At 65.5% G+C, this 23336-nt stretch carries 22 protein-coding genes and 2 pseudogenes; 14 read left to right on the top strand and 10 right to left on the bottom strand.

Features of this window, described 5'->3' with window-relative positions:
• Nucleotides 1-178: 178 nt before the first annotated feature.
• Both LWC34_RS26860 and LWC34_RS26865 read right to left on the bottom strand, forming a co-directional pair.
• The gene (locus LWC34_RS26860; protein ID WP_233727892.1) at nucleotides 179-1600 is read right to left on the bottom strand and encodes a carboxylesterase/lipase family protein; all 1422 of its coding nucleotides are present in this window, start codon (nucleotides 1598-1600) and stop codon (nucleotides 179-181) included.
• Nucleotides 1597-1962, bottom strand: a complete 366-nt coding sequence (locus tag LWC34_RS26865; protein WP_233727893.1) for a hypothetical protein — start codon at nucleotides 1960-1962, stop codon at nucleotides 1597-1599. Before LWC34_RS26865 ends, LWC34_RS26860 begins: the two co-directional genes overlap by 4 nt.
• 139 nt (nucleotides 1963-2101) lie before the next feature.
• Between LWC34_RS26865 and LWC34_RS26870 the strand changes: the two genes are divergently transcribed.
• The 3 genes from LWC34_RS26870 (at nucleotide 2102) to LWC34_RS26880 (ending at nucleotide 4361) form a co-directional block, all read left to right on the top strand.
• Nucleotides 2102-2581 carry a cupin domain-containing protein gene (locus LWC34_RS26870; RefSeq protein WP_233727894.1) on the top strand — a complete coding sequence of 160 codons (480 nt, stop codon included), beginning with the start codon at nucleotides 2102-2104 and terminating at the stop codon, nucleotides 2579-2581.
• 74 nt (nucleotides 2582-2655) lie between these two features.
• A complete protein-coding gene (locus tag LWC34_RS26875) occupies nucleotides 2656-3306 on the top strand; it encodes a Crp/Fnr family transcriptional regulator (RefSeq protein WP_233727895.1) in 651 nt (216 codons plus the stop codon).
• 368 nt (nucleotides 3307-3674) lie between these two features.
• On the top strand, nucleotides 3675-4361 hold the full coding sequence (locus tag LWC34_RS26880; RefSeq protein ID WP_233727896.1) for an RNA polymerase sigma factor: 687 nt from the start codon (nucleotides 3675-3677) through the stop codon (nucleotides 4359-4361).
• Here the strand turns inward: LWC34_RS26880 and LWC34_RS26885 are convergent.
• Nucleotides 4300-5289: a hypothetical protein gene (locus LWC34_RS26885; RefSeq protein WP_233727897.1), complete on the bottom strand. Its 990-nt coding sequence runs from the start codon at nucleotides 5287-5289 to the stop codon at nucleotides 4300-4302. The two genes, LWC34_RS26880 and LWC34_RS26885, sit on opposite strands and share 62 nt — an antisense overlap.
• Nucleotides 5290-5469: 180 nt before the next feature.
• Between LWC34_RS26885 and LWC34_RS26890 the strand changes: the two genes are divergently transcribed.
• Together LWC34_RS26890 and LWC34_RS26895 are read left to right on the top strand one after the other, a co-directional pair.
• Nucleotides 5470-5640: a hypothetical protein gene (locus LWC34_RS26890; protein WP_233727898.1), complete on the top strand. Its 171-nt coding sequence runs from the start codon at nucleotides 5470-5472 to the stop codon at nucleotides 5638-5640.
• A gap of 118 nt (nucleotides 5641-5758) precedes the next feature.
• A pseudogene (locus LWC34_RS26895) lies at nucleotides 5759-8302 on the top strand (AfsR/SARP family transcriptional regulator); the annotation flags it as partial.
• A 207-nt stretch (nucleotides 8303-8509) separates the two neighbouring features.
• Here the strand turns inward: LWC34_RS26895 and LWC34_RS26900 are convergent.
• Nucleotides 8510-9184 (bottom strand): LuxR C-terminal-related transcriptional regulator, encoded by a 675-nt coding sequence (locus LWC34_RS26900; protein WP_233727899.1) that lies wholly within the window; start codon nucleotides 9182-9184, stop codon nucleotides 8510-8512.
• Nucleotides 9185-9272: 88 nt separating this feature from the next.
• On the opposite strand from LWC34_RS26900, the gene LWC34_RS26905 reads away from it, so the two are divergent.
• Nucleotides 9273-9701, top strand: a complete 429-nt coding sequence (locus LWC34_RS26905; protein ID WP_233727900.1) for a helix-turn-helix transcriptional regulator — start codon at nucleotides 9273-9275, stop codon at nucleotides 9699-9701.
• Between the two features lie 46 nt (nucleotides 9702-9747).
• Nucleotides 9748-10167 (top strand): VOC family protein, encoded by a 420-nt coding sequence (locus LWC34_RS26910; RefSeq protein ID WP_233727901.1) that lies wholly within the window; start codon nucleotides 9748-9750, stop codon nucleotides 10165-10167.
• Nucleotides 10168-10218: 51 nt separating this feature from the next.
• Here LWC34_RS26910 and LWC34_RS26915 read toward each other — a convergent pair whose 3' ends face one another.
• On the bottom strand, nucleotides 10219-10671 hold the full coding sequence (locus tag LWC34_RS26915) for a DoxX family protein (protein ID WP_233727902.1): 453 nt from the start codon (nucleotides 10669-10671) through the stop codon (nucleotides 10219-10221).
• Between the two features lie 157 nt (nucleotides 10672-10828).
• Here LWC34_RS26915 and LWC34_RS26920 point away from each other — a divergent pair, with 157 nt between their 5' ends.
• A complete protein-coding gene (locus LWC34_RS26920) occupies nucleotides 10829-11608 on the top strand; it encodes a class I SAM-dependent methyltransferase (RefSeq protein WP_233727903.1) in 780 nt (259 codons plus the stop codon).
• A gap of 17 nt (nucleotides 11609-11625) precedes the next feature.
• Here the strand turns inward: LWC34_RS26920 and LWC34_RS26925 are convergent, their stop codons facing one another.
• A complete protein-coding gene (locus LWC34_RS26925; protein WP_233727904.1) occupies nucleotides 11626-11997 on the bottom strand; it encodes a VOC family protein in 372 nt (123 codons plus the stop codon).
• A gap of 101 nt (nucleotides 11998-12098) precedes the next feature.
• Here LWC34_RS26925 and LWC34_RS26930 point away from each other — a divergent pair, with 101 nt between their 5' ends.
• On the top strand, nucleotides 12099-13121 hold the full coding sequence (locus LWC34_RS26930) for a hypothetical protein (RefSeq protein WP_233727905.1): 1023 nt from the start codon (nucleotides 12099-12101) through the stop codon (nucleotides 13119-13121).
• A 70-nt stretch (nucleotides 13122-13191) separates the two neighbouring features.
• A pseudogene (locus LWC34_RS26935) lies at nucleotides 13192-14149 on the top strand (sigma-70 family RNA polymerase sigma factor).
• Here LWC34_RS26935 and LWC34_RS26940 read toward each other — a convergent pair.
• The gene (locus LWC34_RS26940) at nucleotides 14129-15247 is read right to left on the bottom strand and encodes a glycosyltransferase (RefSeq protein WP_233727906.1); all 1119 of its coding nucleotides are present in this window, start codon (nucleotides 15245-15247) and stop codon (nucleotides 14129-14131) included. The pseudogene LWC34_RS26935 and the gene LWC34_RS26940 overlap by 21 nt on opposite strands.
• A gap of 81 nt (nucleotides 15248-15328) precedes the next feature.
• On the opposite strand from LWC34_RS26940, the gene LWC34_RS26945 reads away from it, so the two are divergent.
• Nucleotides 15329-15832 carry a hypothetical protein gene (locus LWC34_RS26945; RefSeq protein WP_233727907.1) on the top strand — a complete coding sequence of 168 codons (504 nt, stop codon included), beginning with the start codon at nucleotides 15329-15331 and terminating at the stop codon, nucleotides 15830-15832.
• Between the two features lie 32 nt (nucleotides 15833-15864).
• Here LWC34_RS26945 and LWC34_RS26950 read toward each other — a convergent pair whose 3' ends face one another.
• Complete coding sequence (locus tag LWC34_RS26950; RefSeq protein ID WP_233727908.1) at nucleotides 15865-16749, bottom strand: TIGR03854 family LLM class F420-dependent oxidoreductase; 885 nt, start codon at nucleotides 16747-16749, stop codon at nucleotides 15865-15867.
• A 46-nt stretch (nucleotides 16750-16795) separates the two neighbouring features.
• Between LWC34_RS26950 and LWC34_RS26955 the strand changes: the two genes are divergently transcribed.
• Together LWC34_RS26955 and LWC34_RS26960 are read left to right on the top strand one after the other, a co-directional pair.
• Nucleotides 16796-17275: a hypothetical protein gene (locus tag LWC34_RS26955; RefSeq protein WP_233727909.1), complete on the top strand. Its 480-nt coding sequence runs from the start codon at nucleotides 16796-16798 to the stop codon at nucleotides 17273-17275.
• Between the two features lie 30 nt (nucleotides 17276-17305).
• Entirely contained in the window at nucleotides 17306-18466 is a 1161-nt protein-coding gene (locus LWC34_RS26960; RefSeq protein WP_233727910.1) for an MAB_1171c family putative transporter, read from the top strand.
• On the opposite strand, the gene LWC34_RS26965 is transcribed toward LWC34_RS26960, so the two are convergent.
• Entirely contained in the window at nucleotides 18423-18875 is a 453-nt protein-coding gene (locus LWC34_RS26965; protein ID WP_233727911.1) for a helix-turn-helix domain-containing protein, read from the bottom strand. The genes LWC34_RS26960 and LWC34_RS26965 overlap by 44 nt on opposite strands.
• 889 nt (nucleotides 18876-19764) lie before the next feature.
• On the opposite strand from LWC34_RS26965, the gene LWC34_RS26970 reads away from it, so the two are divergent.
• Entirely contained in the window at nucleotides 19765-20691 is a 927-nt protein-coding gene (locus LWC34_RS26970; RefSeq protein WP_233727912.1) for a helix-turn-helix transcriptional regulator, read from the top strand.
• Here LWC34_RS26970 and LWC34_RS26975 read toward each other — a convergent pair.
• Nucleotides 20688-23261: a PEP/pyruvate-binding domain-containing protein gene (locus LWC34_RS26975; protein ID WP_233727913.1), complete on the bottom strand. Its 2574-nt coding sequence runs from the start codon at nucleotides 23259-23261 to the stop codon at nucleotides 20688-20690. The genes LWC34_RS26970 and LWC34_RS26975 overlap by 4 nt on opposite strands.
• Between the last annotated feature and the right edge of the window lie 75 nt (nucleotides 23262-23336).

The following is a 23336-nucleotide window of genomic DNA, read 5'->3' on the forward strand; positions in this document are numbered from 1 at the left end:
CCATGCCCACCACCAAAACCCAAGATCCACACATGACCAGAACACCCCGGAAGATCAACACAAGGTCTATCGGTGGATTCAGGCTGAGAGCCCACCGCCGCCAAGAGCCTTGCGTCCGCAACGCCAGTTGCCCGGCCCGCGAGCAAGCGATGGCCGCGCTACTGGTGGTCGATTGTATCTAGCGAATGCCCTCCCAGAGTGTGCGTTCGGCCGGGCGTGGATCAAGCACGACTTCCGAGTCGATGTCGAACCGCATGGTGCTGCGGTTGCCGGTGTCGTATCTGAACCAGCCGGGATTTCCGGTGGTGGCGAACGAAACCCATGCCGAGTGCACGGCGTCGGCCAGATGCTGTGGCAGATCCGTGCCCAGCAGTGTGGCGAATGAGTTGTCGGCGAGGTTGTCGAAGACGAACGGGAGCTCTGCGGCGTGGCACGCGCCGAGCTTGCCGCCGAAAGTCCCTGGCTGCCAGGCGAATTCGTACATATAGGCGGTCTTCGCGGTCTCCGCCAGTCGGATCGCGGGGATCCGGAAATGCCAGTCTGTCAATGCCTGCGCCATCTTCTCGCCGGAGCTGCCCTCGTACACGGCTTGTGCCTCGGCTGGGTCGAGGCCGTATCTGACCAGGTTCGTGGTCAGTATCTCGTCCGTGATGTGGTCCATCACGCCAAGTGGCACGAGATAGAGCCGGAACTCCTCGGCATTACTGCCAATCAGAATGTCCACATCGGAGTTGAAGTACGCCCCTGGCACGGTGTCGCCGTCGATGACCGGGCAGAGCGCCAGCATGGTCTTGGCCACCTCGCCCCACAGCAGCGGATCCGGTTTCGCCATCGCTTCGCCGCGGACCTCTTGCTGAGCAACAACAAGCTCGTTGATCGGTATCGCGGCGAAATCGTCGGTCCCGAGATGCGCGGCAAAGCGCGCCTTGACGAGCTCGGCGCTTGCCGGTGAGATCGCGTGATCGGCCGTGCCGCTCTGCAGGATCGCGCGCTGGAACAGCCCGGCGGCCTTGGGCATTTTCAGCAGCACGCCAACCGACATCGCGCCAGCCGACTCACCGAACACGGTCACCTGGTCAGGATCTCCGCCGAACGCAGTGATGTTGTCGCGGACCCATTCCAACGCGGCGATCTGGTCGAGTAAGCCGCGGTTGGCATTGCCTGGGTGGTAAAGGAAGCCATCGATGCCGAGGCGGTAGTTGATGGTCACGGCGACCACGCCGTCCCTGGCGAACGCCGTGGGGTTGTACGCGGAACTGGAACCGTTGACGAACGCGCCACCGTGGATCCACACCATGACAGGCAGTCGCGCACTCACGTCCGGCGTGTACACGTTCAGGTTGAGATAGTCGTCGCCCGGAATGTCCACTTCGTAGATCAGGGCATCGAGAGGTGGCGCGTAGGGCGCTTTCGGCGCTGTCGGGCCGAAGTTCGTGGCGTCACGAGTCCCTGCCCATGGCTCGACAGGTTGTGGCGGCCGGAACCTGTTGGATCCGACGGGTGGCGCGGCATACGGAATGCCTTTGAAGGTCAGGACACCGCCCGTCACGGCGCCGCGAACGGCGCCGTGACGGGCGTCCACTGTGGGCGAGGTGATCATTTGTCCTTGTCGATGAGCTGGTCGAGCAATTCGGTGATCTTGGCTTGGCCCATGGCTTGGATGGCGAACTGTTCTTGGACCTTGGCGAAGTTCGCGTCGATCTGGGTGAAGTTCGCGTCGATCTCGGCGAACTTCTCATCCATCCTGGCGAAGCCCTTGTCCACCTTGGTCTCGAGCAGGTTCAGCTGCTTGCCCTGTTCGACTTGGGTTTCGCGCAGCGCCTCGATCACTTTGGTCTGCGCGAGTAGTCGTTCGGTGTACACGCTGACATCCTTGTCAACCTCCCGTGCGAGCACAAGTGCGGCAGTGGTTCGTTCCTCGACATTGCACAACCTTCTTTCGAACTCGTCTGTTGCTGTCATGGTTCCAATCTATCAGCGATAGAGACGGTGAAAACGCTTGCGGCGCAAGGGTTCACTCGGCCGAGCGATGGTGCGTGACCATGCGTGACCGCCTCGGGTGGGATAGGGTCACGGCACATACTGGGGAAAGGAATCAACCGTGTCGTATCCGGAACCGATCTATCGTGGCTCTACGGGTGAGAAGTCTGCGACCTACCGCCCGAACGGCACCAAACCCGACTGGACGTACGCCAACGGCAACACCGTGCACTACCTGGCCACGGGCGAGTCCACGGGCGGCCTCTTCGGCTTGTACCGCTGGGAAATGGGGCCGGAGCCGAGTGGTCCGCCCGCGCACTTCCACAAGACGATCACCGAGTCCTTCTACGTCCTCACCGGGACGATCAAGATCTTCAACGGCACCGAGTGGATCGACACCGAGCCCGGTGACTTCGTGCACGTGCCCGCTGGCGGCATTCACGGGTTCCGCAACGAGTCCGGCAACCCCGCGTCCATGCTGCTGCACTTCTCCCCGGGCGCGCCGAGGGAAGGGTACTTCGAAGGCATCCCCGACCTTGCCGAGATGGGTGAGCAGGAGCAGGTCGATTTCTTCCTCGAGCACGACAACCACTGGCTGTGACCGGTCTGGGACATGTCACAAAACGCCGTGCTCACGCAGTACACATAGACAGGATCTAGTTCTGCGAGGGAGCCATGAACTGGCGGCTGAGTGCGGATGGGCAGCGCAGGCTGATCGCGGCGGGTACCCCGCGCCGTTGGTCGGCAGGCCAGGTACTGATCAGGGAGTCCGAGGCGTCCGACCACGTGCTGCTGCTGACCGGCGGCCGGGTGAAGGTCAGCCTGACGGCGCCGAGCGGCAGGCAGGTGCTGATGGCCATCCGTGGCCCCGGCGACCTGCTCGGGGAGGTGGCGGCGATCGACGGCGATCCGCGATCGGCGACCGTCACCGCGTTGACCGAGGTCGAAGGGGTGTCGTTGACCAGCGTGGAGTTTCACCGGTTCATGCTCGCGACCCCGAGCGTGACGGTGGAGCTGCTGAAGATGGTCGTCGGGCGGTTGCGGGAATCGACGCAACGCCGCCTTGAGAACGGCGCGTACGACGTTCCGGCAAGGACCGCACGGCTGCTTGTCGACTACGCACGCGAGTACGGCGAACCTGTCCGAGGCGGGCTGACCGTGAAACTGCGGCAAAGTGAACTCGCTGAGGCCGCGGGCGCCTCACGGGAAGCGGTCGCCAAGGCACTGAAGGTTTTCCGGGACGCGGGCGCCGTCCGGACCAACCGCTGTAGCTTCGACGTGCTTCGGATGGATCTGCTCGATCGATTCGCTGAAGGGATCGCGTGACCCCTCGTCGGGTCATTTCGAGGGGCCACGCCCGGCCGGCTTTTACCTCGGTCAGATAAACAAACCAGTGAAGTGAAAATAGGGGAACTGCCGGCCGGTTGAAGCATGTCGGCGCGATTCACGCCGGGCTGGCCCGTCGGGCCGGAGGGTGCATGTGCGCTCCTTGATCATTGTTGCCCACTGGGGTGGTCGCCGTTGAACACTGACACCAGCAAGCCGCCGAGTCTGTGAATTCCGACGCACAACCGTGTCAACTTCTGCGGCGACGTGACAGGAATCTGTCCAGAAAACGGTCTGCTTTTCGCCCGGTTCGTGCGGCATCCTCTGCGTCAAGAGGTAACACTCTCGCGAGAGCTTGGCTGACGGAGATGCGAACAGATCAACCGGGACACAAGGTCCTCCTGCGTGTGATCACGGAGCCGGACCTGCGGTTTCGCGCGACCGTCGACGGCTACGCCCGCCGCTACACGCTGGACCGCGACGATCTCTACCAGGCCGCGAGTGAACGACTGCTGCGCCAGCGCGCCGTTGTGCCGGAACACGAAGGGCTGCGCGGATGGTTGGACAGGTGTGTCAACTTCGTCGCCCTTGACATGATCAAAGACCGCGCCCGCCAGCCGATGGTGATGAGCGAACTGCCTGAGTCGCCGGACATCTGGGTGCATCCGGTGATCGATGCGGTCGGCTGGGAGCAGTGGCTTGCCGGCCGGATCGACCGGGCGCTGACCGCCGACCAGGTGCACGCGATCCTCGCGCTGGCCCGTGATCCCGACATCGGCCTGCGGGAGCTGGCCAGGCTGACCAACAAGAGCTACGCGGGCGCGCGGCAGCTGAAGTCACGCGCGCTGATCCGGCTCGGCCGGTTGATCGGCCTCACCGCCGCTGAGCGGGCCGCGTATCGCGGCATGCACAAAGGCGAGGGGGTGGCTGAAGCGGCTCGCCGGCTGGGCATCGACACGCGACAGGTCGATCGTCTGCGGCGAGCCGCCTCGGTCAAGATCCGCCGGTTCCTGTCGTTCGATGCCAGCGGATCCCGTAAGCAAGGCCGGGCGTGAGCTCGTGGAACGAGGTGTGGATCTCGCTGGCTGCGTCGAGCGGGATGGTCTCCCCGCGCGGCTGCGGATCGTCGACGTCCCGCTGGAAAGCGTTGACCAGCCGCCAGATCCGCTCCGGCGGGCGGCGCGCGTCGAACCGCACCCGCAGGTCGAACTCGGCGCAGCGGTGTTTGGGCACGCACACGTAGTGCGGCGCCATGGTCTTGTCCGGCCGGACCCGGAAGCGCAGCCCGATCTGGTGGGACTCGTGCCGCCGCAACGGTTTCGGCAGCGCGAGCCGGAACCCGAACCGGTCGGTGGACTCCATCTCACGTGCGGTCAGCCGCCCGCCGTGGAACACGTCGATCTCCAGGTCCTCGGTCTGCGCCGGGCCGCCGGCGCCGGGCGGCGCGGTCAGCGTGAAGGCAAGGTCGACGTGCTCGATCCGGTCCTGGTCGGCCACGATCCGGCGGAACTCGAAGGCTTCCGGGGTCGGCTGGTCGAGCGCGAGCGTCACGCGCAGTTCCTCGGTGTGCCAACCGGGAACCGGCTCGGCCGGGTGGAATTCGGTCAACGGCGCACCGGTACGCGCCACTTCGGCGAGGCGCTCGATGCCTTCGTCGATACGCCGCCGCGCGGTGCGTTCGTCGCGGTTGAGCCGCTCGGCGACCAACCGCACCCGGTCTTTGTAGAGCGGCAGTTGGTCGGACTGGTCGAGCGCGAACGCCGCCTGCACCGCGATCCGCAGGTCGTCGGGGAGCTCGCCGGCCCAGCGCCACAGGCATTCCGAGACCCTGCGACGCACCTCGACGGCGTGCTCGACACCGTGTGTCCCGGTGGCCGTCCGCAGCGCCTCGCCGACTCGTGCCGTGATGGCCCCGGCCAGAATCCCGCGCCCTTTGCGCAGCGCCTTCAAATCGGCGACGAGCTGTTCATCGCGGAGCGTCATCCGACGACGTTAGCCCGCTTCGCTGCCATTGTTCAAGCGTCACCCGAAAGGATCAAAGCGGTTTCCAGATAACGGAGGAAACCGGAAACTCCTTGTCGCGACCAACCGAGAGAGATGACGATATGAAGGCGTCGGAAATTCCCGCTAGGGCATTTCTTTTCTCTTTGAAACGAGGCTGCGATGAGACTGTACTGCTCCCTTTCGACGGTATTGGGGTTCGTGGTCGCCGGGATTGTTCTTGGCGTACTGCTGGTGAACTGGGGCACGAGCGGGCACATCCAGCTGGAAAGGGGGTGCGTGGCCGATGCAGACGCATTACCTGCGGTGAGTGCTGACTGGCGCGCCTGGTGAGTAAGTTGGAGGCGACGATCCGACGGGCGCGGGGGTGGGCGTGGAGTTCCTGCTGCTGGGAGCGGTGCGGGCGCGACAGGGCGCGCAGTCCGTCCCGCTCGGGCCCCGGCAGCAGCGCATGGTGTTCGCCGTGCTTGCTTGGGAAGTCGGTCGGCCGGTTTCGGTCGACCGGCTCATCTCGTTGCTGTGGCCGGATTCGCCGCCGCGCACCGCGGAGCACGCGGTCCGGGTGTGTGTCTCGAAACTGCGGTCGATCCTGGCCGGGCACGCCGAGCTGGCAGTGCAGGGCAGCGGGTACGTGCTGCGGGCCGACCCGCTCACGATCGACGCCCATCGGTTCCTTGACCTGGTGGAACAGGCCCGCGCGACGGGAGACGACCGTCGCAAGATCGACCTGCTCGACGAGGCCCTCGGCCAATGGCAAGGGCCGCCGCTGGCCGACACGACCTCCGACGAGATCCGTGAACGGCTCTTCGGCGGCCTGACCGAGGCCAAGCTGGTCGCCACCGAGGACAGGTTCGACGCGCTGCTCCGGCTGGGCCGTCACCACTCGGTGGTCAGTTCGCTTGCCTCGTTGGCTGAGTCGTATCCGACCAGGGAACGCTTGGTCGGCCAGTTGATGCTGGCCCTGCACCGAGGCGGTCAGTCCGGGCAGGCGCTGGACGTGGCCAGACGGACCCGCAAGTACCTTGCCGCCGAGCTGGGCATCGATCCCGGCCGTGAGCTGCGGGAACTCGAGCTGGCCATCCTGCGTGACGATCCGGAGCTGGCCACTCCGAGACGGCGCGGTCCGGCACAACTGCCCGCTGACCTGGCGGACTTCACCGGCCGTTCGACCGCCATCGACCAGTTGGACGCGCTCATAGCCGGAGATCCGACGGCTGTCGTGATCACGACGATCGACGGGTCGGCGGGCGTCGGCAAGACGGCTTTGGCCGTGCACTGGGCGCATCGTGTGCGCGACCGCTTCCCCGATGGCCAGCTTCACGTCAACCTGCGTGGTTACGACCTCGGCCCGCCGCTGCAGCCCGCGCAGGTGCTCAACCAGTTCCTGCGTGCGGTCGGAGTGCCGTCCGACGGGCTGCCGACCGGGCTTGACGAGGCCGTCGCGATGTACCGGACCTTGTTGTCGGACAAGCGAATGCTGGTCGTGCTCGACAACGCGGTCAGCGCCGACCAGGTCCGGCCGCTCATCCCGGTCAGCCCGGGCAGTGTCGTGGTGATCACCAGCCGCGACCGGCTCGACGGGCTGGTCGCGATGGACGGCGCCAAACGTGTGGTCCTCGATGTCCTGTCGCCGCCGGAAGCGATCACGTTGCTGCGTCAGATGTTGGGCGATCGGGTGGACGAGGATCTCGTCGCGGCCACCCAACTCGCCGCGACCTGCGCGTACCTGCCGTTGGCTTTGAGGATCGCTGCGGCGCACCTTGCGGTCCGGCCGAACAGGTCGATCGCCGACCACGTCGCCGCGCTCAGAACTGGCGATCCGTTGGCGGCCTTGCGGATCGAAGGCGACAGACAGGCCGCGGTGACCGCGGGTTTCGACCTGTCGTACACCGCGTTGAAACCCGACACTCAGCGGCTTTTCCGCTTGCTGGGCTTGGTTCCAGGGCCGGACGCGGCTATCAAGGCCGCGGCGGCACTGGTCGGTACGGAAGACGTCGAAGTCCTGCTCGACCGCCTCGCAGCCGCGCATCTGATCGAAGAACACGCCTCCGGCCGCTACACCTTCCACGACCTGCTTCGCCAATACGCCTGGGAAAGAACGGCCGAGCAGGACAGCGTGCACGAACGAGAAGCCGCGCTGGACCGGCTGTACGAGTACTACGAAACAACCACGCGAGCGGCCGTGGAACTGTTGTACCCCTACATGCTCCGCATCCAAGGCAGCACGAAAGAGTCCTTTGCGGACCACAGTTCGGCGTTGGCATGGCTGGATCTCGAGCGCGCCAACCTGGTCACGGCAGTCCGCAGGGCGGAAGGGAAACGCAGCTGGCTCTTGGCTGATTCGGTCCGCAGCTACCTGTACTTCCGCGGCCACATCGTCGATTTGTTCAGTGTCGCAAGGCATGCCGTGGACACGGCAGGAGACGACCCGCAAGCACTCGCGGCGGGCCACAGCAGCCTGGCAACGGCCTACTACAGCCAGAACCAGTACCCGGACGCGGTACACCACTACACCGAGTCGCTGACGTTGTGCCGCAAGATCGGCTGGCTGACGGGCGAGGCGGCCATGCTCAACAACCTCGGCGCGATCCTGGAACAGCAAGGAGATCTCGACGGCGCTAACGCCAAGTTCGTTGACCTGTTGGCATTGTTGCGATCGACGGGCGAGGGGCATCACTTGCTAGGCCCGGCGTTGATCAGGGTCGGCAACAACATGCAGTGCCGAGGCCAGTTGGCCGAAGCCGAGTCGTATTACCGGCAGGCGCTGGAGTTCGCCGAGGCAATGGGGGAGCGGCACGTCGAAGCCAACGCGCTGCATTTCCTTGGCGGCGTGCAGTACCTGATGGGCCAGTTGGCCGACGCCCTGAAACACGACTCCGCCGCGCTGCGGATCTACCTGTCCATCGGCGGCCGTAACGACGAGGCACGGGCCCGCACGCACCTTGCCAACGTCCACCGCGCGCTTGACCAGTGCGATGAGGCGATACGCAACGCGCGAGCAGCCCTGGTGCTGGCCGTGGAAACCGGCGAGCGCCGGACGGAAACGTGGGTCCGCAGTGCATTGGCCGCGACGCATCTGGCGATGGGCGACAAGGCCGAGGCGGCCATGGAATACGAGCGGTCATTGACTGTCGCACAGGCGATTGGCGCCCGTTACGAGGAATGCGAAGCCCTGATCGGCCTGGCGTTGAGCCGCTCCACCTCAGCCGACGCCGACGCGGCGTTGGCCATCGCCGACCGGATCGGGTACCGGCTGCTGGCACGGCAAGCGGTCGAGGCCGGCGCGACGCGCCACGACCACGGCCTCGTCCCGGCTGGAGACGCCCAACTTGGTGAAGATCCTTGACGTGTGATTGCGGATGGTCTTCGGCGTCAGCGCCAGCCGTTGCGCGATGACCGACACCGGCGGCCCGACGACGAGCAGTTCGAGGACCTCGCGTTCGCGCGGCGTCAACTCGTCGAGCACGGTTTCCTGCGGGACGAGCAGCATGGTGGTGACCTTGCTCGCCACGTGCGGACCGAACACCGCCTGTCCGGCGGCGACGTTGCGGATCGCGCGGACCAGGTCCTGCTCGTCAGCCGTTTTGGGTAGATAGCCAAGGACACCGGCGCGGACCGCGGCAAGCACGGCCTTGTCGTCGTTCGTGTCCGTGAAGACCAAGATGCCCGTTTCCGGTGCGGCACGCCGGATCTCGTGGCATATCGACATGTCGAGGTCGATCACCAGCACGTCGGGGCTGTGGCTGATGGTCCGCGCCAGCGCCTGGCTGCCGGTTTCGGCCTCCGCGACGACCGCGATGTCACCGTGTGACGCCAGCAAGGCACGCAGCCCATCCCGCACGACGGGCGCCGAAGCGGCCAGTACCAGCGTCAACACGATGACACCACCCCCAGTCGGTAACACCGGGTGACACTCTCGCTCACCGAGTTCAGAGTTTGTTCAAATCCGCCGCTACGCTGTCGACATGGCCTCCGTCCCGCCGGCACGGCACCTGCTGCGCGCCAAGGACCTCGCTGACGCGCGGTACTTCGACCCGCTGACCGTGGCGGATCTGGCCAGGGCGGCGGGCCTGTCCAAGGCCCATTTCAGCCATGAGTTCCGGCGGGCGTTCGGCGAGTCCCCGCACGCCTACCTGCTCACCCGGCGGATGGAACGGGCCGCGTCGATACTGCGGATGACCGACCGGAAAGTCGCCGACATCTGCGTCGCGGTCGGGCTGCAGAGCATCGGATCGTTCACGACCAGCTTCACGCGGATGTTCGGGGTGTCGCCGACGGTCTATCGCGCGAAATACCCGCCTGCCGCGGTGTACGCGCGGGTCCCCATCCCGTCGTGCGTGCAGAGGTTCTACGGCCGCCCGCGAAACCGGACGTTTCGAGAAGACGTCGCCTGATCCGGCTGGCTAGCGTTCTGCCCGGACGCGAAAGGGAGAGCCAGCGATGATCACGACAGGCAGCATGCAGCTGTGGGTGCACGACCAGGACGAGGCGCTGAAGTTCTACACCGAGAAGCTCGGCATGGAGATCCGGCAGGACGCCACTCTCGACGAGATGGGGTTCCGGTGGCTGACGGTCGGCTGGCCGACTCAGCAGGACTTCACGTTGGTGCTGATGGCGATCCCGGGTGAGCCGGTGATGGACGCGGCAACCGCCGAGGACGTGGCAACCCTGATGTCCAAAGGCTTTTCCGGGACGCTGTTCCTGAACACCGACGACTGTCACCGGACGTACAAGGAATGGCTCGCTCGTGGCGTCGAGTTCACCCAGGAGCCGGAGGACCGTCCATACGGGATCGACTGCGGGCTGCGTGACCCGTCGGGCAACAGCATCCGGTTGACCCAGGTACGCGCCGAGTTCTGACATGCCAAAGCCCTTGTGGTCGCCCACAAGGGTTTTTGGCTTTTCACTCGGTCACCGGCGACGGCGGCGCAGCGCGGCGACGGTCAGCGAACCCGGGCCGAGCACGGCGATCAGCAAGAAGATCCAGCTGTACAGCGCGGCGGGCTCGCCCATGTTCTGCAACGGCAGCAGCGCCAGCTCCTGGTGCATCACGAAGTACGCGTAGGCCATGGTGCCGGAGGCCAGCAGCGCGGCGATCCGGGTGAAAACGCCCGCGCCGACGAGGATCGCGGTCACGGTCTCGATCACCGAGGCGTAGAACCCAGGCCAGGAACCGAATTCCACACCGGTACCGGCGCCGTCGATGCCACCGAAGGCACCGAAACCCTGCAAGCCGTGGCACAGGAACAGGAACGCGACGACGACGCGGAAAGCGGAGAGCGTGTAACCGGTGAGCCTGTCGGTCTTCGGAGCGGCAGCGGCGGTGGTGACGGTGACGGTCTGGGGCAGGGTCTGCGTGGTCATTTCGTTGTCCTTACTAGGTGCTGTTGTTTGCCTGACACCTAGTCGTCGAGCGGCCGACGGCCGGATCGACACGGTCGGGAAAAAATCTTGAAGAGAAATTTCTCCGCGACGCGAACGGCGGTATACCCGTGTCCGCATCCTGCCTACGCTCCCCGCCGTGACCAGCACAGAGCAGGGCAGACGCAAGTACGACGAGCTCGCCGAACGGTATGAGGAGATCTTTCCGTACGTCGCCGATGTGGGTCAGTTGCTCGTTGACTACGCGCGCCCGGAACGTGGGTCACGCGTGTTGGACGTCGGCGCGGGCCGTGGTGCTGTCGCCCGCGCCGCCTTGGCCATCGGCTGCCAGGTCACCGCCATCGACGCCTCGAAAGGTATGGTCGACCGGTTGGCCGCGGACTTCCCCGAGATCGACGCCCGGCAGATGGACGCGGGCGCGCTGGATTTCCCGGACGGGTCGTTCGACCTGGTCGCGGCCGGGTTCGTGATCCAGGTCCTGCCGGATGCGGACGTCGCGCTCGCCGAGTTTCGCCGGGTGCTCGCGCCTGGCGGCATGCTCGCGCTGTCGTTGGAGAAACAGACTGTGGGACGTCTGCGCTGGCTGTTTGAGCTGGCAGGAGAGTTCTTCGGCGCTCCGGTACCCAGCGACGACTCCCCGGGTGGCATGACCAGCGATCAGCTCAACGCATTGATCGAATCCGCCGGATTTATAGATATCGCGACGGATTCCGTCGAAATGCCTGTTCCGATGGAAGATCCCGCCGCGTTGTGGGATTGGTTGACGCCTCGCGGGCTCACCGACGCCGTTGCCGCGCTGCCAGAGGACAAGGCGGAGCAGTTCCGGCTGCGGTTCATCGCCGGCGCCGAGCACATGCAGGCGAATGGCGGGATCTCGTTGGACTTCAAAGCCACGTTGCACCGGGCGGGCACCCGGTAGGGCGCCCGCCCGGGTCGCTAGGCAGCTTCCCACAGACCCATCAGGTTGCCTTCGGTGTCGTTGAAGTACGCGGCGAAGCCGAAGTCGCCGACGGCACGCTTGCCGGAGACGGTCTTCCCGCCCAGCTCCTCGATCTTGGCCAGTGCGGCGTCGATGCTCGGCACGTCGACCACGATCACCGGTTTGGCCGCGCCACCAGCGTCGCGGGTCAGCAGGCCGCCGTTGACGAAGCCGGGCTCGCTCGGCGCGAGGTCACTGGTCGGCCCGGTGGCCGCGAGCGTGTACCCGGGCAGTTGCTGCAGGTTCCAGTCGAACGCGGCGGTGTAGAAGGCCGTCGCCCTGGTCTCGTCGTCGAACGGAATCTCGAAGTGCACTACGCGTCCAGTCATCACGGTCACTTTCGCCTGGGGACGGATACCAGCATCGAAGCTAGACCGGAAGGCTCGGACACTGAAGATTCACACCTGGTCGCCACTTGTACGCTCGCGCCATGCTTGATCAGGCCGTCGACGCCATTGAACTTTCCGTGCGGCACAAGGACGAGAGCTCCTATGATCCCGCGATCGTGTCCGCGTGGCAGGCCGCGCAACACGCTTCACGGTCCGAACTGGACACTGCGCTACCTCGGATCGCGGCACTGCTCGGCGAGATGCCCGTCGATGCCGCTGGCCGGTTGCCTGTGCTCGGCGGGGCTTTGGTCGAGCTCGGGGCGGCGCCAGGCCCGCTCGTGCCGATGATCGTCACCGGGTTGATCGATACTTTGCAGCGCGTCGGCACCTTTATAGAGACGTGGCCGCAGGGCAAGGAACGCCCCGCCTTCGATGACGACTCGTATGACGAGACCGTCTCCGTGCTTTCGGGCGTGCATTCGGAGGAGGACGCGCAGGCGGTGGCTTTCGCGTGGTACGCGGTGGGGGCGTGGAGCGCGCCTGCGATCGCCGTGCTGCAGCACGCCGAGGCACGCGCCGACTTGCCTAACCGTGACGCGCTGACCGAACTGGTTGAGCGCGTTGGGCCGTTGCGGGAGGACCTGGGGTTTCTCGTCGAACTGCTGGCTGTGCTCGACAACGAGCAGTTCGTCGTGCTGCACCGTGCTTCTGGTCAGGGCTACGAGCTGACTGTCTCGGGCGTGAGTGGGAACTTTCAGCTGCAGACGTTGCTCGCCGCGACCCTGATCGCCTCGGAAGGGGACGGTCTGATTGCGGGGACACCACCGGACCCTGTGTGGGTCGCGGCGGCCACGGACGGCGACTTGCGACCGGCAGGCGGGGTTTCTGGCCAGTTCAACCTCGTCGATCACGCTGGCTCGTGGATCTGGGGTGAGGGACGGCCTGCTGACATCCCGGTGCTGGACGGGCGTCGCGTGGTGTTGCTGGAGCCTCAGCCGTACCCACGAACCTGGTCGCCTGGCCGGCTGTTCGAGCGCATGCGACCAACGGTCCAATTGGACCGTATTTTGCCATCTGTCGAGGTCGCGGCGTGGTTGACGAGGCTCAGCGCGGAACAGCGCTGACTTTTTGTCGGACCCCTGGTCTTTACTGCGCGAGCAAGAGACGATCCATGACTGGGGGAAGGAGTACGTGATGACTGTCGAAGCCGAGTCCGTCGACTTCCTGCAGCAGGCCGATCCGTACCGGCGGGAATTGCTCGCGCACTGCTACCGGATGCTCGGCTCGGTGCACGACGCCGAGGACCTGGTGCAGGAGACGGTTCATCAGGGCGTGGAAGTCGTTCGACAAATTCGAGAACCGCTCGTCCCTGCGGACCTGGCTCTACCGGATCGCCACCAACGTATGCCTGACCGCGTTGGACGGCCGCGAGCGACGGCCGTTGCCCGCGGGCCTCGGCAACCCGGACAGCGACCCGTCGGACCCGCTCGCCGACGGCAACGAAGTGCCGTGGCTCGAGCCGTTCCCGGACGCCGACGACCCAGCGTCGATCGTGGCATCGAAGGAGAGCATCCGGCTCGCGTTGATCGCGGCGCTGCAGCATTTGCCGCCGCGCCAACGAGCCGTGCTGATCCTGCGGGACGTACTGAAGTGGCGCGCCGCGGAAGTCGCCGAAGCACTGGACACCTCGACCGCGGCGGTGAACAGCATCCTGCAGCGAGCCCGCGCGCAGCTCGACCAGATCTCGCCGAGCGAGGACAAAGTCGCCGAGCCGACGGAGGCGCAACAGCGCGAACTGCTGGCGAAGTACGTGGCCGCGTTCGAGGCGAAGAACGTGCCGGAGATCGTCGCGCTGTTCACCAAGGACGCGATCTTCGACATGCCACCATGGCTCACCTGGTACCGCGGCCGTGAGAACATCGGCCGCCACCTGGCCAACCGCTGCCCGATCCAGCCGGGGGAGCTGCGCCTGGTCCCGGTCATCGCCAACGGCGGCCAGCCGGGTTTCGGCGCGTACTGGCGGCGCGACGGCGTGTACTCGGCGTACAACCTGGTCGTGCTGACCCTGACCGAGGAGGGCATCTCGCACTCGACCACGTTCTTCGACCTGGCGTTGTTCGAGAAGTTCGGCTTACCGCTGGCGCTCGACTAGGCCCTCCAGCAGGCGGATCGCGTGAACCGTGTCGGGTTGGTCAGCCAACTCGTCCCGCAGACGCGTGGCAGCCTGCCGATAGGACCGGTCATCGAGCACATCGACGACCGTCGCCTTCACCTCGGCAGAAGTCGCGGTGAAGGCGTCGAGAATCCGGCCGAACCCAAGGTCAGCGGCCCGCGCGGCATTGAGGATCTGGTCGGCGCCCATCGGGATCAGCACTGTGGGAAGGCCGTGCGCGATGGTGCCCGTCATGCTGCCGGAGCCACCGTGCGACACGACAAGACTGCACTGCGGCAGGGTTTCGTGCTGCGGGATGTACTTCTCGATGCGCACGTGCTCGGGCTGTGGGCCGAATTCGGCGGGATCGATGTAGGGGCCGACCGTGACGATCAGCCGCAAGGGCAGCTCGCGCAATCCGGCGAGAACGCGGGGAAAGAGGTCGCCTGACTCGGTATTGAAGACGGTGCCGAGGGTGAAGTAGATCGTCGGCTCTTCGGGTTTCGCCTCGACAACATCCTGTGCCCGAAAAGTGCGGGCACTGGGCGGCAGCGGGAAGCCGGGATGCCGCAGGCTGGGCGGAAACGGCGACAGCACAAGGTGGCGGCTGAGCATCTCCATGCCCGGGTCCGCTGGCAGGCCGTGGTCGGCGCGCACTTCGTTCAGCGCCTCGCCGATCACAGACGCGCGCACGAAGGAACCAGAGGCGTTGCTCAGGACTGAGGCGTATGGGATGCCGAGGACTTCGGCGGCGATCATCGCGCCAAAGTCCACCTCGTCACACAGGATCAGATCGGGTCGCCAGTCGGTTTCGAGTAGGTGGGCCGCACGGATTCTGGCGGCCCGGTCAGCGAAGCCGTCGCGTAGATCCCGGTCTTCCTTGTCCTGGTCCGGTTTGATCAACGGACGCCGGATACCACCGCCGCCAAAGTCAGGACCGGCTGGCCACGCTTCGAACCCGTCCTGACGAACCTGGCTAACCATGCTCTCGCCACAGGCCACTCTTACCGTGTGCCCGGCCCGAACCGCCGCACGACCAATCGGTTCCATCGGCCCCCAGTGGCCGCGTCCGCCGACAAAACTGGACAGGATGCGCATTCCCCGCAGCCTAGTCCGCGGATCAACGGACGAATTCCGGCGAGCGATGGCTGACGTGAACGGCCAGGTCAAATCGGGTTGATGAGGATCTTCGGGCTCGCGTTGAAGAGCACCATGGCTTGCGAGGCCACCATGGTGTTCAGGGAGCGAAGGGTTTCGGTGAGATCCGGCGTGCAGCAAACAACGGTGATGGGCTGGGTCAAAATGACCGGCCAGAGCCCAAGCCCGAACTCCGGGTCAGCGAATCCCAACGACTTCTACGGCGCCATCGGCATCGCGGGAGTCCTGTCCGGCAACTCCGACGACCATGCCGTGCGAGCCTTGCTCGAACTGATCCAAGTCGACGGTGTGATGAAAGTCGTCGCCCTTGGCAGGCGAATCGACGGCAGCGCGTCCCAAACCTTCGCCGCGACAGAGGATTGGCGCACGATCCTGCCGCAGAACGAGTGGGTCTTCCTGACGGCCACGTTCGACTTCAACACCGGCAAGATGGCGTTGTTCAAGAACGGCAACGCTTTGCCGGGGTCCTATGTGGTCCCGGGCGACCCATGGGAAGTCGGCACCGGGCAAGGACCGAGGTCGTGAGTGGTTATCCGGGTTAGAACACGGATAACCACTCACGACCCGATGTCGCGTTCCAGCGGCATCAGCTTGGCCGCGAAGTCGTCAAGGAAGGGCCGCATGGCCGAAGCCGGATCCACCTGGCGGACCACGAACTTCGTCAACCCCACCTCGATGTACTGCTCGATCAACTCCTGCGCGGCCTCCCAGCTCTGTGGGATCAGCTCACGCGGATCGACCTCACGCTGCCGCGCCGGAGCGGCCTCGATGAGTGAAGGCGGGATGCCGTCGGGAGCCACGGCAAGGCTGATGCCGTAGTGGTCCGCCTCGATCTCCCTGCCCGCTTCCAGTGCCGCGTTTTCGATCGTCCGCTTGGCCAACCGGCATTGGGCGGGCGTGAGGAAACTGCCGAGCCACCCGTCCGCCAGCCGTCCGGTGCGTTCCAGCCCCGGCCGTGCCGTTCCGGCGAGCCAGATGTCCATTCGCTTGGGCTGTGGCCGGATCCGCGCGTCTTCCAGACTGTGGAACTCGCCGTGGAACGTCACCGAGTCCTCGGTGAGCAGGCGACGGAGCACGTACATGGTTTCGTCGAACAGGTCCCCGCGCTTGCCAGTCGGCGCCGGGAACGCTTGCCGTTCCGGTTTCCTCGCCGGTTGCAGGCCGAAGACCGGAAGCACTCGTTTGGGGGCTAGCGCTGCCAGCGATGCCAGTTGTTTCGCCACCAGGAGCGGGTTACGTCCTGGCAGCACCGCGACGCCCGTCCCCACCTTCATCTTGCTGGTACGGGACAGGGCGTATGCCATGCCGATGAACGGGTCTACGTGCTCGGCGAACACCACCTCGGAAAACCAGAGCGAGTCGATGCCGATCTCTTCCGCGTGATCGATCGCCTCGACGAAATCCGAGTGCGGGCCGAGACCGACCCCGATGCGGACCTTCATACCGACCATCCTCGCCCGGTAGCCTGCAGAACGGGAAGGACTGGGGATGGGGAAACTGCGGCGACAGTGCGAAGAGCGCCTGCGAGGGTTCAGCATCCCGCAGCCGTTCGATCTCGTCACGTTCTGTGCTCACGTCAGTGAGTTGCGTGGTCGTCGCCTCGAACTCAAGCCGATTCCCGGGTTGTCGGCGTCCGCGCCGTGCGGGATGTGGGTGTCGCTGGCCGACGTCGACTACGTCCTGTACGAGCCGGCCACGTCGAAACTGCATTCCGAGCACATCATCCTGCACGAACTCGCGCACATGCTGTGCGATCACCGGCTGAGCATGGACTCTTCGGTGCTACGCAAGCTTTTGCCGAGCATCAGTCCGGATGTCGTGCGCCGGGTGCTTGGCCGGGTCGACTACGCCACTGAGCAGGAACAAGAGGCGGAGATGCTCGCGTCGCTGATCCGCGGTGGCGGCACCAAGCAACGGTCACGTGACGCGCTTTCCCAGATGACCGAGGTGTTCAGTCCGTACTCGTAGGAGGCTGTGCCACTGAACGCGATACTTCTGGTGTTGCTCTGGGGGTTGGTGGCCGGGTGGCTGCCGTCGTTGCGGCGCGGGCCGAAGCAACGGGCGGTGTGGCTGATCTTCCTGCCCATCGCGATCATCAAAACCATCGCTGTCGAGCCGGTCGGCGCGGCCATCCAGAGCGTGCTCGGTACCAACGGCGACACCTTGGTCAAGCATTTGCTTGCTGTCGTGGCCTCGGTCAGCCTGCTGCGCTTCGTCGCGCTGATCACCGATCGCCGGCCGAGGCGCTACCACGTCCTGCTGGCGATGGGAGTCACGGCGGTCCTGGTCGGGCTTTTCACAGTTGCCCGCGACGGCATTCACAGTTCTGCCGAGGATTTGCTCACCGAGTCGCACATCTCCACGCCGGAACTCGGGTACTGGCTGCTGCTTGAGGCGTACCTGGCAACGGTGTTGAGCACGGGATGTCTGCTGGTCTGGCGGGTAAGCCGGGCCTCGCCGACGAATCCGTTGCGTATCGGGATGTGGTTGATGGGCGCTGGAACCGCTCTCAACTTCCTCTTCGCGGTGTACAAGTCCGCGTACATCGTTGCTCACGCGGCAGGCCTGCCACTGCCAACGGATCTTGTCGTGGCGATCTCCGACAGCATGCTTCCGGTGTCCGGACTGCTGATCGTCGCCGGGGTTCTGGTGCCGGGCTGGGGTCTCGCGCGCGAACTCGTTGGCCTGCGCCGATCCATGCGTGCGCTGGCGCCGTTGTGGCGCACCATGCGGGAAACGTTCCCTGAGATGATCTTGTACGTCTCCGAGAAGTTGCCAAGCGCCGACGGAATTCTCGCCACCGCAAGGCTTCGGCTGTACCGGCGGTTGATCGAGATCCGGGACGGCATGCTGGAACTTCGTCGTTACGTGCCACCGCAGACGCCTGCACGGGCGCGGGAGTTCCTGGCTGAGCGTGGCGTGCGGAGTGAACACCTCGCCGAGGCGTGCTGGATCGAAGTCGCGCTACGCCGCAAGAAGGCCGGTGAGCAGCCGAATTTCGACGGTTGGACAGCGATGCCGGGTGGCGCCGACGAGCGGGAAGAGGCCAGGTGGCTGGCCTCGGTCAGCCGGGCGCACCACGTGTCGCGTTATCCGGCCGAGTTCGCCGACGAGGTCAATCCGTCTTCTTCCGCTCGTTCTCCAGCTCCCACACCTTGAGGATCATGTTGCTGATCGTCTCCCGGCTGCTCGGCGAGAGATCAGCGGCCCGCAGCGCGATCTCGGTGACACCGGTGTCGCGCAGTGCGGCAAGCAGTTCGAGCTCACCGTCGATCCGCTCGGTCTCCCCGTCGTCGAGGAAGTAGGCGACCGGCACGCCGAAGAACGTGGCCAGCGCGGTCAGGTGCTGAATCGTCGGGTTGTCCCTGCGGCCGGTGCGCAGCTGCCAGATGTACGTGTGCGAGATGGAGATGCCCTGGTTTTCCTTGATGGCCTCGGCCACCGCGTTGTGGCTGTACTCGCCCTGACCTGCGGGGCGGACGCGCTGGAACAGCCGGTCGAGCTTCTCGGCGATCGAGAACCGCGCGGTCACCTTGCCTCCCTCGACGCCGCGGAACGGGCTAAACATCAGTTGCTCGTAAAATGGTACATCGCCAGCTTGCGTTGACGGAGCCGTAACGCTGGTTTACGCTCCGCACAGCATCCGGATTACTGGGGAAGAACGATTTTCAAGGGGTGCCATGGTCGACACGGCCAAACTGTCCATTGTGTACCGTCGGGGGCGGCTTCGTAGCACGCCGTGTCCGGCTGGTCGCTGTCCGCGCTCTCCATTGTGGACGGCGTAAAAAGCAAGCAGTGATCGGTGATGAACGGAGTGTCAGTATTCCGTGGCTCCACATCGCACAGATCGGCGCCGCCGATAGGCCAGTCGGGGGACAACCGGGATCGGCGCATGGATTTAGCCCCGTCTTACGAGTCGGTCAGCGAAGATTCAACGGTCCGTCAGAGCCGGTGGCTACGGTGGGGCGGCAGTACTCGGACTTCTTCAGGAGGAGGTCGGCGCGCCAGTGCACGGCGACGATTCCGCTGGAGTCCACTATGGATGGACAAGAGTAGCAGCGTGCAACGTTTGCAATGGGGGCAAATGGGGGAGTTCCCTTCCAGCGGTACGGCACCTGTCCGCCGGGTGGGCGGCGCATGGGTGCGCTTGCAGTCCGCAAATTGCGGAATGTGCGGGTTTTTTGCCGCTGTGGTAGCGAAAAGGATGCCGACCGGCCGCGTGAGCGAATCGGCGCGGCATCCGGGCGCATTGGCCGCGTCCTGCTTGTTCGCGGGGCTCCGGCGGGTCATCCTCGACTCAAGACGACGAGGACACCACGCCGTGCGGGCGGTATTTCACCGCCGCTTCCGTGCTCTTGTGGAACGGGAGGCGAAGTGTGCGCCGATTTTTTCGGCGGTCAAGGAGGGGAAGGGAACTCGGCCGGTGTTCATCGGGTCGAATGAGGGTGAGGGCGAGCATGAAGAGCCACAGGCTTGGCGTGGGCGGCCAGGCTGAGATCGGCTACCGGGCATTACTGACCCGGTCACGATGGCAGCCAGAACGCCTCGAACACGCGTTGGCGTGGTCACCGCAGCAATGCGCGACCGTGCTGGCGGAACTACGCACCGAAGGGCTGGTGATGAACTCCGCGGTCGAAGCCGGTGCGGTGCGGGCGATCCAGCCTTGCTTGGCGCTACCGGCGCTGGCAGCGCGGCGATTGTCCGGTGGGCCGATGCCGAGTGCGGCGGCCGTCGAGACTTTTGTGTCACTGCACGAACAAACCACCGGCAGGCTGGACGACGCGGCACCGCTGTCCGATATGGACGAGGTGATGGCGGTCGTCGAGCGGCTTGCGGCACGGGTCCGAAACGAAGTCGTCGTGATGACGCCGATCTACGATCCGCGGTCATACGAGTTCGCCGAGCACATCGCGGACGGGATACTCCGCCGTGGCGCGGGGTTGCGGATGCTCTGGCGTACCGACATCGCGACCGTCGATTACGCGGTCTGGCTGGGCAAACGCGGCTACACGCCGCGTGCGACCGCGAACGTGCCGGTCAGGGCGATAGTGGTGGACGGGCTTGTCGGTGTGGTGCTCAGTGAATCCGGTGCGGGCCGGGTCATCCGCGCCGAATCCGAACTGCGGTCATTGATCGCGCTGGCAGACGGGCTGTGGGGGCAGAGCGTCGAAGTGAGCCAGGTGCCGAAGGGCAAACCGACGAGGTCGCGGCACGAACTCGTGCTGCGGATGCTCGCGCAGGGACTGACCGATGACGCGATCGCTCGCCGACTGGGGGTGAGCGTTCGCACGGTCAGAGGTGATGTGGCGTCCGCGATGGTGGAACTGGACGCCCGCAGCCGTTTCCAGGCGGGCGTCCGTGCCATGCAGATGGGTTTGCTCTAAGCGGGGATCACACTGCCGGTCGAACCGTCAACGGTGATGGTCTGACCGGTGGTGATCCGATGAGTGGCGTCCGCGACGCCGACGACGGCCGGGATGCCGTACTCCCTGGCCACGACGGCACCGTGGGAGTTCGCGCCACCCATCTCCATCACCAAGCCGCCAGCGGTGAGAAACAGTGGTGTCCAGCCGGGATCGGTCGACGGGGCGACCAGGATCTCGCCTGGCTCAAGATGAGCACCCACGGGATCGAGAATCACCCGTGCGGTGCCGGTAATCGTGCCCGCGGACGCTGGCGTGCCCGGCAGTGAACCGTCCGCGGTGTCGGCTGCCTGCGCGATGGATTCCACGTCGGTGCCGTCGGACAGCATCACTCTGGGGATCCGGCGCCGCCGTAGCTCCTGCTCGTAGCTCTCGCGGTTGCGGGAAACCACGTCGTGGCAGGCCGTTGCGTCGAGTGCTGCCCTGATCTGGCTGAAATCAAGGAAGAACACGTCGTCCGGTGCGGCGATTCGCTCGGCCGCGGCCAGTTCCGCACCGATCACCTTGAGGTGACGGCGAACCGCGCCAAGCGCGAGCACCATGAAGTACTTCGGCATCTCGCGGATCCCGGCCAGCGCGCGGGCCCGGCCGAGCGCGAAGCGAAGCAAACGCTTGCGCCGTGGTGCTTCGGCGACCAGCCGGTCGATCGCGGCCTCGGCTTCCGCCGCGCCGCGGGCGAAAACCGCGTCCGGTGCCGCGGCAGGATCGTCCAGTCGCAGGTAATTCTTAAGCACGCCAAGGATGTGCGTGGGATCATCGGACCAGCGGGGCATCCCGACATCGATCTCGGCGACCGCGCGATCTCCCCAGATCTCAAGGAATTCGGCCAGCCCGAAGTCCGGCAACGTGCCCGCCTGGTAGCGCTTCCCGAGTTCCTCGACGGATTCGGTACCGAACAGCTCGGCCGCGTCGCCCTGCCGGATCCGGGCGACCAGGTTCCACAGCTCCAGATCCATCTCGGTGGTGATGTTGTTGGGCACGCCCCGCAGGACCGCCTGCACCTCACCCGGCTTGCCGACGATCTTGCTGGCCAGCCCGAGCATCGCGAAACCGGCGACAGCACCGGGCATTACCCGCGGGGCGACCGGGAAGACGTGTCGCAGCAGCACATCCTGGACGTGGTCGAGCCGCTCGGCCGGAGTCGCCGTGGACGGCAAGGCGATGCGCTTGCGAACGTCGTCACCGACACGTTCGACGAACCGGTGCGCCGACTCCGGGCTGATGACGGCCTGGAGAACCCGATAGGGCACCTGGAAACGCAGTCCCAGCCGGAGCAACCGGCCGATGACCTTGCGGCGATGCGTCGGGACGAGGCTGAATCGCGGATCGTCGAACAGGCTGCTCAATGCCTTGCCCGACCGTGCCTCCATCACACCGAGCACCTTCGGCATGATGAACCGTCCGACTTCGCTGCGCAGCGCGGCCGTCGCGTCGACGTACCCACGGTTGCCGATCTCGACGAACCCGGACGGACCGGTGAGCGGGTCGGCCACCGGCAGGCCGAGGACGTACTGGCTGACACTGTTGGCCAACATCCGGAAAGCCGCTAGCCCGCTCGGCGTGATTGGTCGGTACAAGCCCTGCGCCACCGTGAAGGAGAAGTAGACGCGAGTGTCCTTTGTGGTCTTCTCCGGCAGCGGGTACAGCGTGGTGATCGGCCGCGACTGGGTGAGCCACAGCTCACCGTCGCCGTCGATCGCCCACTCGGTGTCCTGCGGGCTGCCGTAATGCTGTTCCACTCGTTGGCCAAGTTCGGCCAGTGCAAGGACTTGGTCATCTGTGACACAGGCGTCCGTTGTGGACTCACGTTCGATGTGCTCGGTCCCGCCGCCGGGCAACGAGCGGATCACCACACGCTTGTCGCCAAGCCTGCGCGTGACGATTTCGCCTTCGTGCACAACGAAATGGTCCGGGTTGACCGCGCCGGAGACCACAGCCTCGCCGAGACCGGGGCTGGCGTCGACCACGTATTCGTGGCGACGCCCGGTCACCGGGTTGGCCGTGAACATCACACCGGCCATTTCGGACTGGACCATCCGCTGGATCACCACGGCCAGTGCGACCGTGCGGTTGTCGATCTCGTTGGTGGCACGGTAGGCGAAGGCGCGGTCCGTCCACAGTGAAGCCCAGCATCGGCGGACCGCGTCGAGCACCGCGTCGGCGCCGACGATGTTGAGGTACGTGTCCTGCTGGCCGGCGAAACTGGCGAACGGCAGATCCTCCGCTGTCGCTGAAGATCGCACAGCGACCGGCACGTCCGGTCCGAGGTTCTCGTAGGTGCTCACGATCGCCTTGCTGATCTCGCCGGGGATCGGCGTTCCGAGGGTCAGCTCACGGGCCTTCGCCGCGTGGTGGCTGCCGTCGATCCCGGCAAGCGCGGCGACTTCCTTGTACGCGTCGGTGGTGATGCAGAACCCGGGCGGGACCGGCAATCCGGCACGGGTGAGCTCACCGAGGTTCGCCGCCTTGCCGCCGACGATGGCGAGCATGTCGGCGCGGATGTCCTCGAAATCCCGCGACCACGTCGTCATGGCGCTGAGATTAACACAATCTCAACGCTTGATGAAATACTCGTGAGTGGTTACGCGAGTTCTAACCCGCCTAAC

It is taken from the genome of Kibdelosporangium philippinense (genome assembly GCF_021390435.2).
Taxonomy (GTDB): domain Bacteria; phylum Actinomycetota; class Actinomycetes; order Mycobacteriales; family Pseudonocardiaceae; genus Kibdelosporangium; species Kibdelosporangium philippinense.

Excerpts from the sequence above, each read along its gene's own strand:
- LWC34_RS26880 (WP_233727896.1), top strand. The coding sequence starts at position 3,675 with ATGCGAACAGATCAACCGGGACACAAGGTCCTCCTGCGTGTGATCACG.
- LWC34_RS26925 (WP_233727904.1), bottom strand. The coding sequence starts at position 11,997 with ATGACTGGACGCGTAGTGCACTTCGAGATTCCGTTCGACGACGAGACC.
- LWC34_RS26930 (WP_233727905.1), top strand. The coding sequence starts at position 12,099 with ATGCTTGATCAGGCCGTCGACGCCATTGAACTTTCCGTGCGGCACAAG.
- LWC34_RS26875 (WP_233727895.1), top strand. The coding sequence starts at position 2,656 with ATGAACTGGCGGCTGAGTGCGGATGGGCAGCGCAGGCTGATCGCGGCG.
- LWC34_RS26915 (WP_233727902.1), bottom strand. The coding sequence starts at position 10,671 with ATGACCACGCAGACCCTGCCCCAGACCGTCACCGTCACCACCGCCGCT.
- LWC34_RS26975 (WP_233727913.1), bottom strand. The coding sequence starts at position 23,261 with ATGACGACGTGGTCGCGGGATTTCGAGGACATCCGCGCCGACATGCTC.
- LWC34_RS26865 (WP_233727893.1), bottom strand. The coding sequence starts at position 1,962 with ATGACAGCAACAGACGAGTTCGAAAGAAGGTTGTGCAATGTCGAGGAA.
- LWC34_RS26905 (WP_233727900.1), top strand. The coding sequence starts at position 9,273 with ATGGCCTCCGTCCCGCCGGCACGGCACCTGCTGCGCGCCAAGGACCTC.
- LWC34_RS26945 (WP_233727907.1), top strand. The coding sequence starts at position 15,329 with ATGAGGATCTTCGGGCTCGCGTTGAAGAGCACCATGGCTTGCGAGGCC.
- LWC34_RS26885 (WP_233727897.1), bottom strand. The coding sequence starts at position 5,289 with ATGACGCTCCGCGATGAACAGCTCGTCGCCGATTTGAAGGCGCTGCGC.
- LWC34_RS26860 (WP_233727892.1), bottom strand. The coding sequence starts at position 1,600 with ATGATCACCTCGCCCACAGTGGACGCCCGTCACGGCGCCGTTCGCGGC.
- LWC34_RS26955 (WP_233727909.1), top strand. The coding sequence starts at position 16,796 with ATGGGGAAACTGCGGCGACAGTGCGAAGAGCGCCTGCGAGGGTTCAGC.
- LWC34_RS26910 (WP_233727901.1), top strand. The coding sequence starts at position 9,748 with ATGATCACGACAGGCAGCATGCAGCTGTGGGTGCACGACCAGGACGAG.
- LWC34_RS26890 (WP_233727898.1), top strand. The coding sequence starts at position 5,470 with ATGAGACTGTACTGCTCCCTTTCGACGGTATTGGGGTTCGTGGTCGCC.
- LWC34_RS26970 (WP_233727912.1), top strand. The coding sequence starts at position 19,765 with ATGAAGAGCCACAGGCTTGGCGTGGGCGGCCAGGCTGAGATCGGCTAC.
- LWC34_RS26950 (WP_233727908.1), bottom strand. The coding sequence starts at position 16,749 with ATGAAGGTCCGCATCGGGGTCGGTCTCGGCCCGCACTCGGATTTCGTC.
- LWC34_RS26965 (WP_233727911.1), bottom strand. The coding sequence starts at position 18,875 with ATGTTTAGCCCGTTCCGCGGCGTCGAGGGAGGCAAGGTGACCGCGCGG.
- LWC34_RS26940 (WP_233727906.1), bottom strand. The coding sequence starts at position 15,247 with ATGCGCATCCTGTCCAGTTTTGTCGGCGGACGCGGCCACTGGGGGCCG.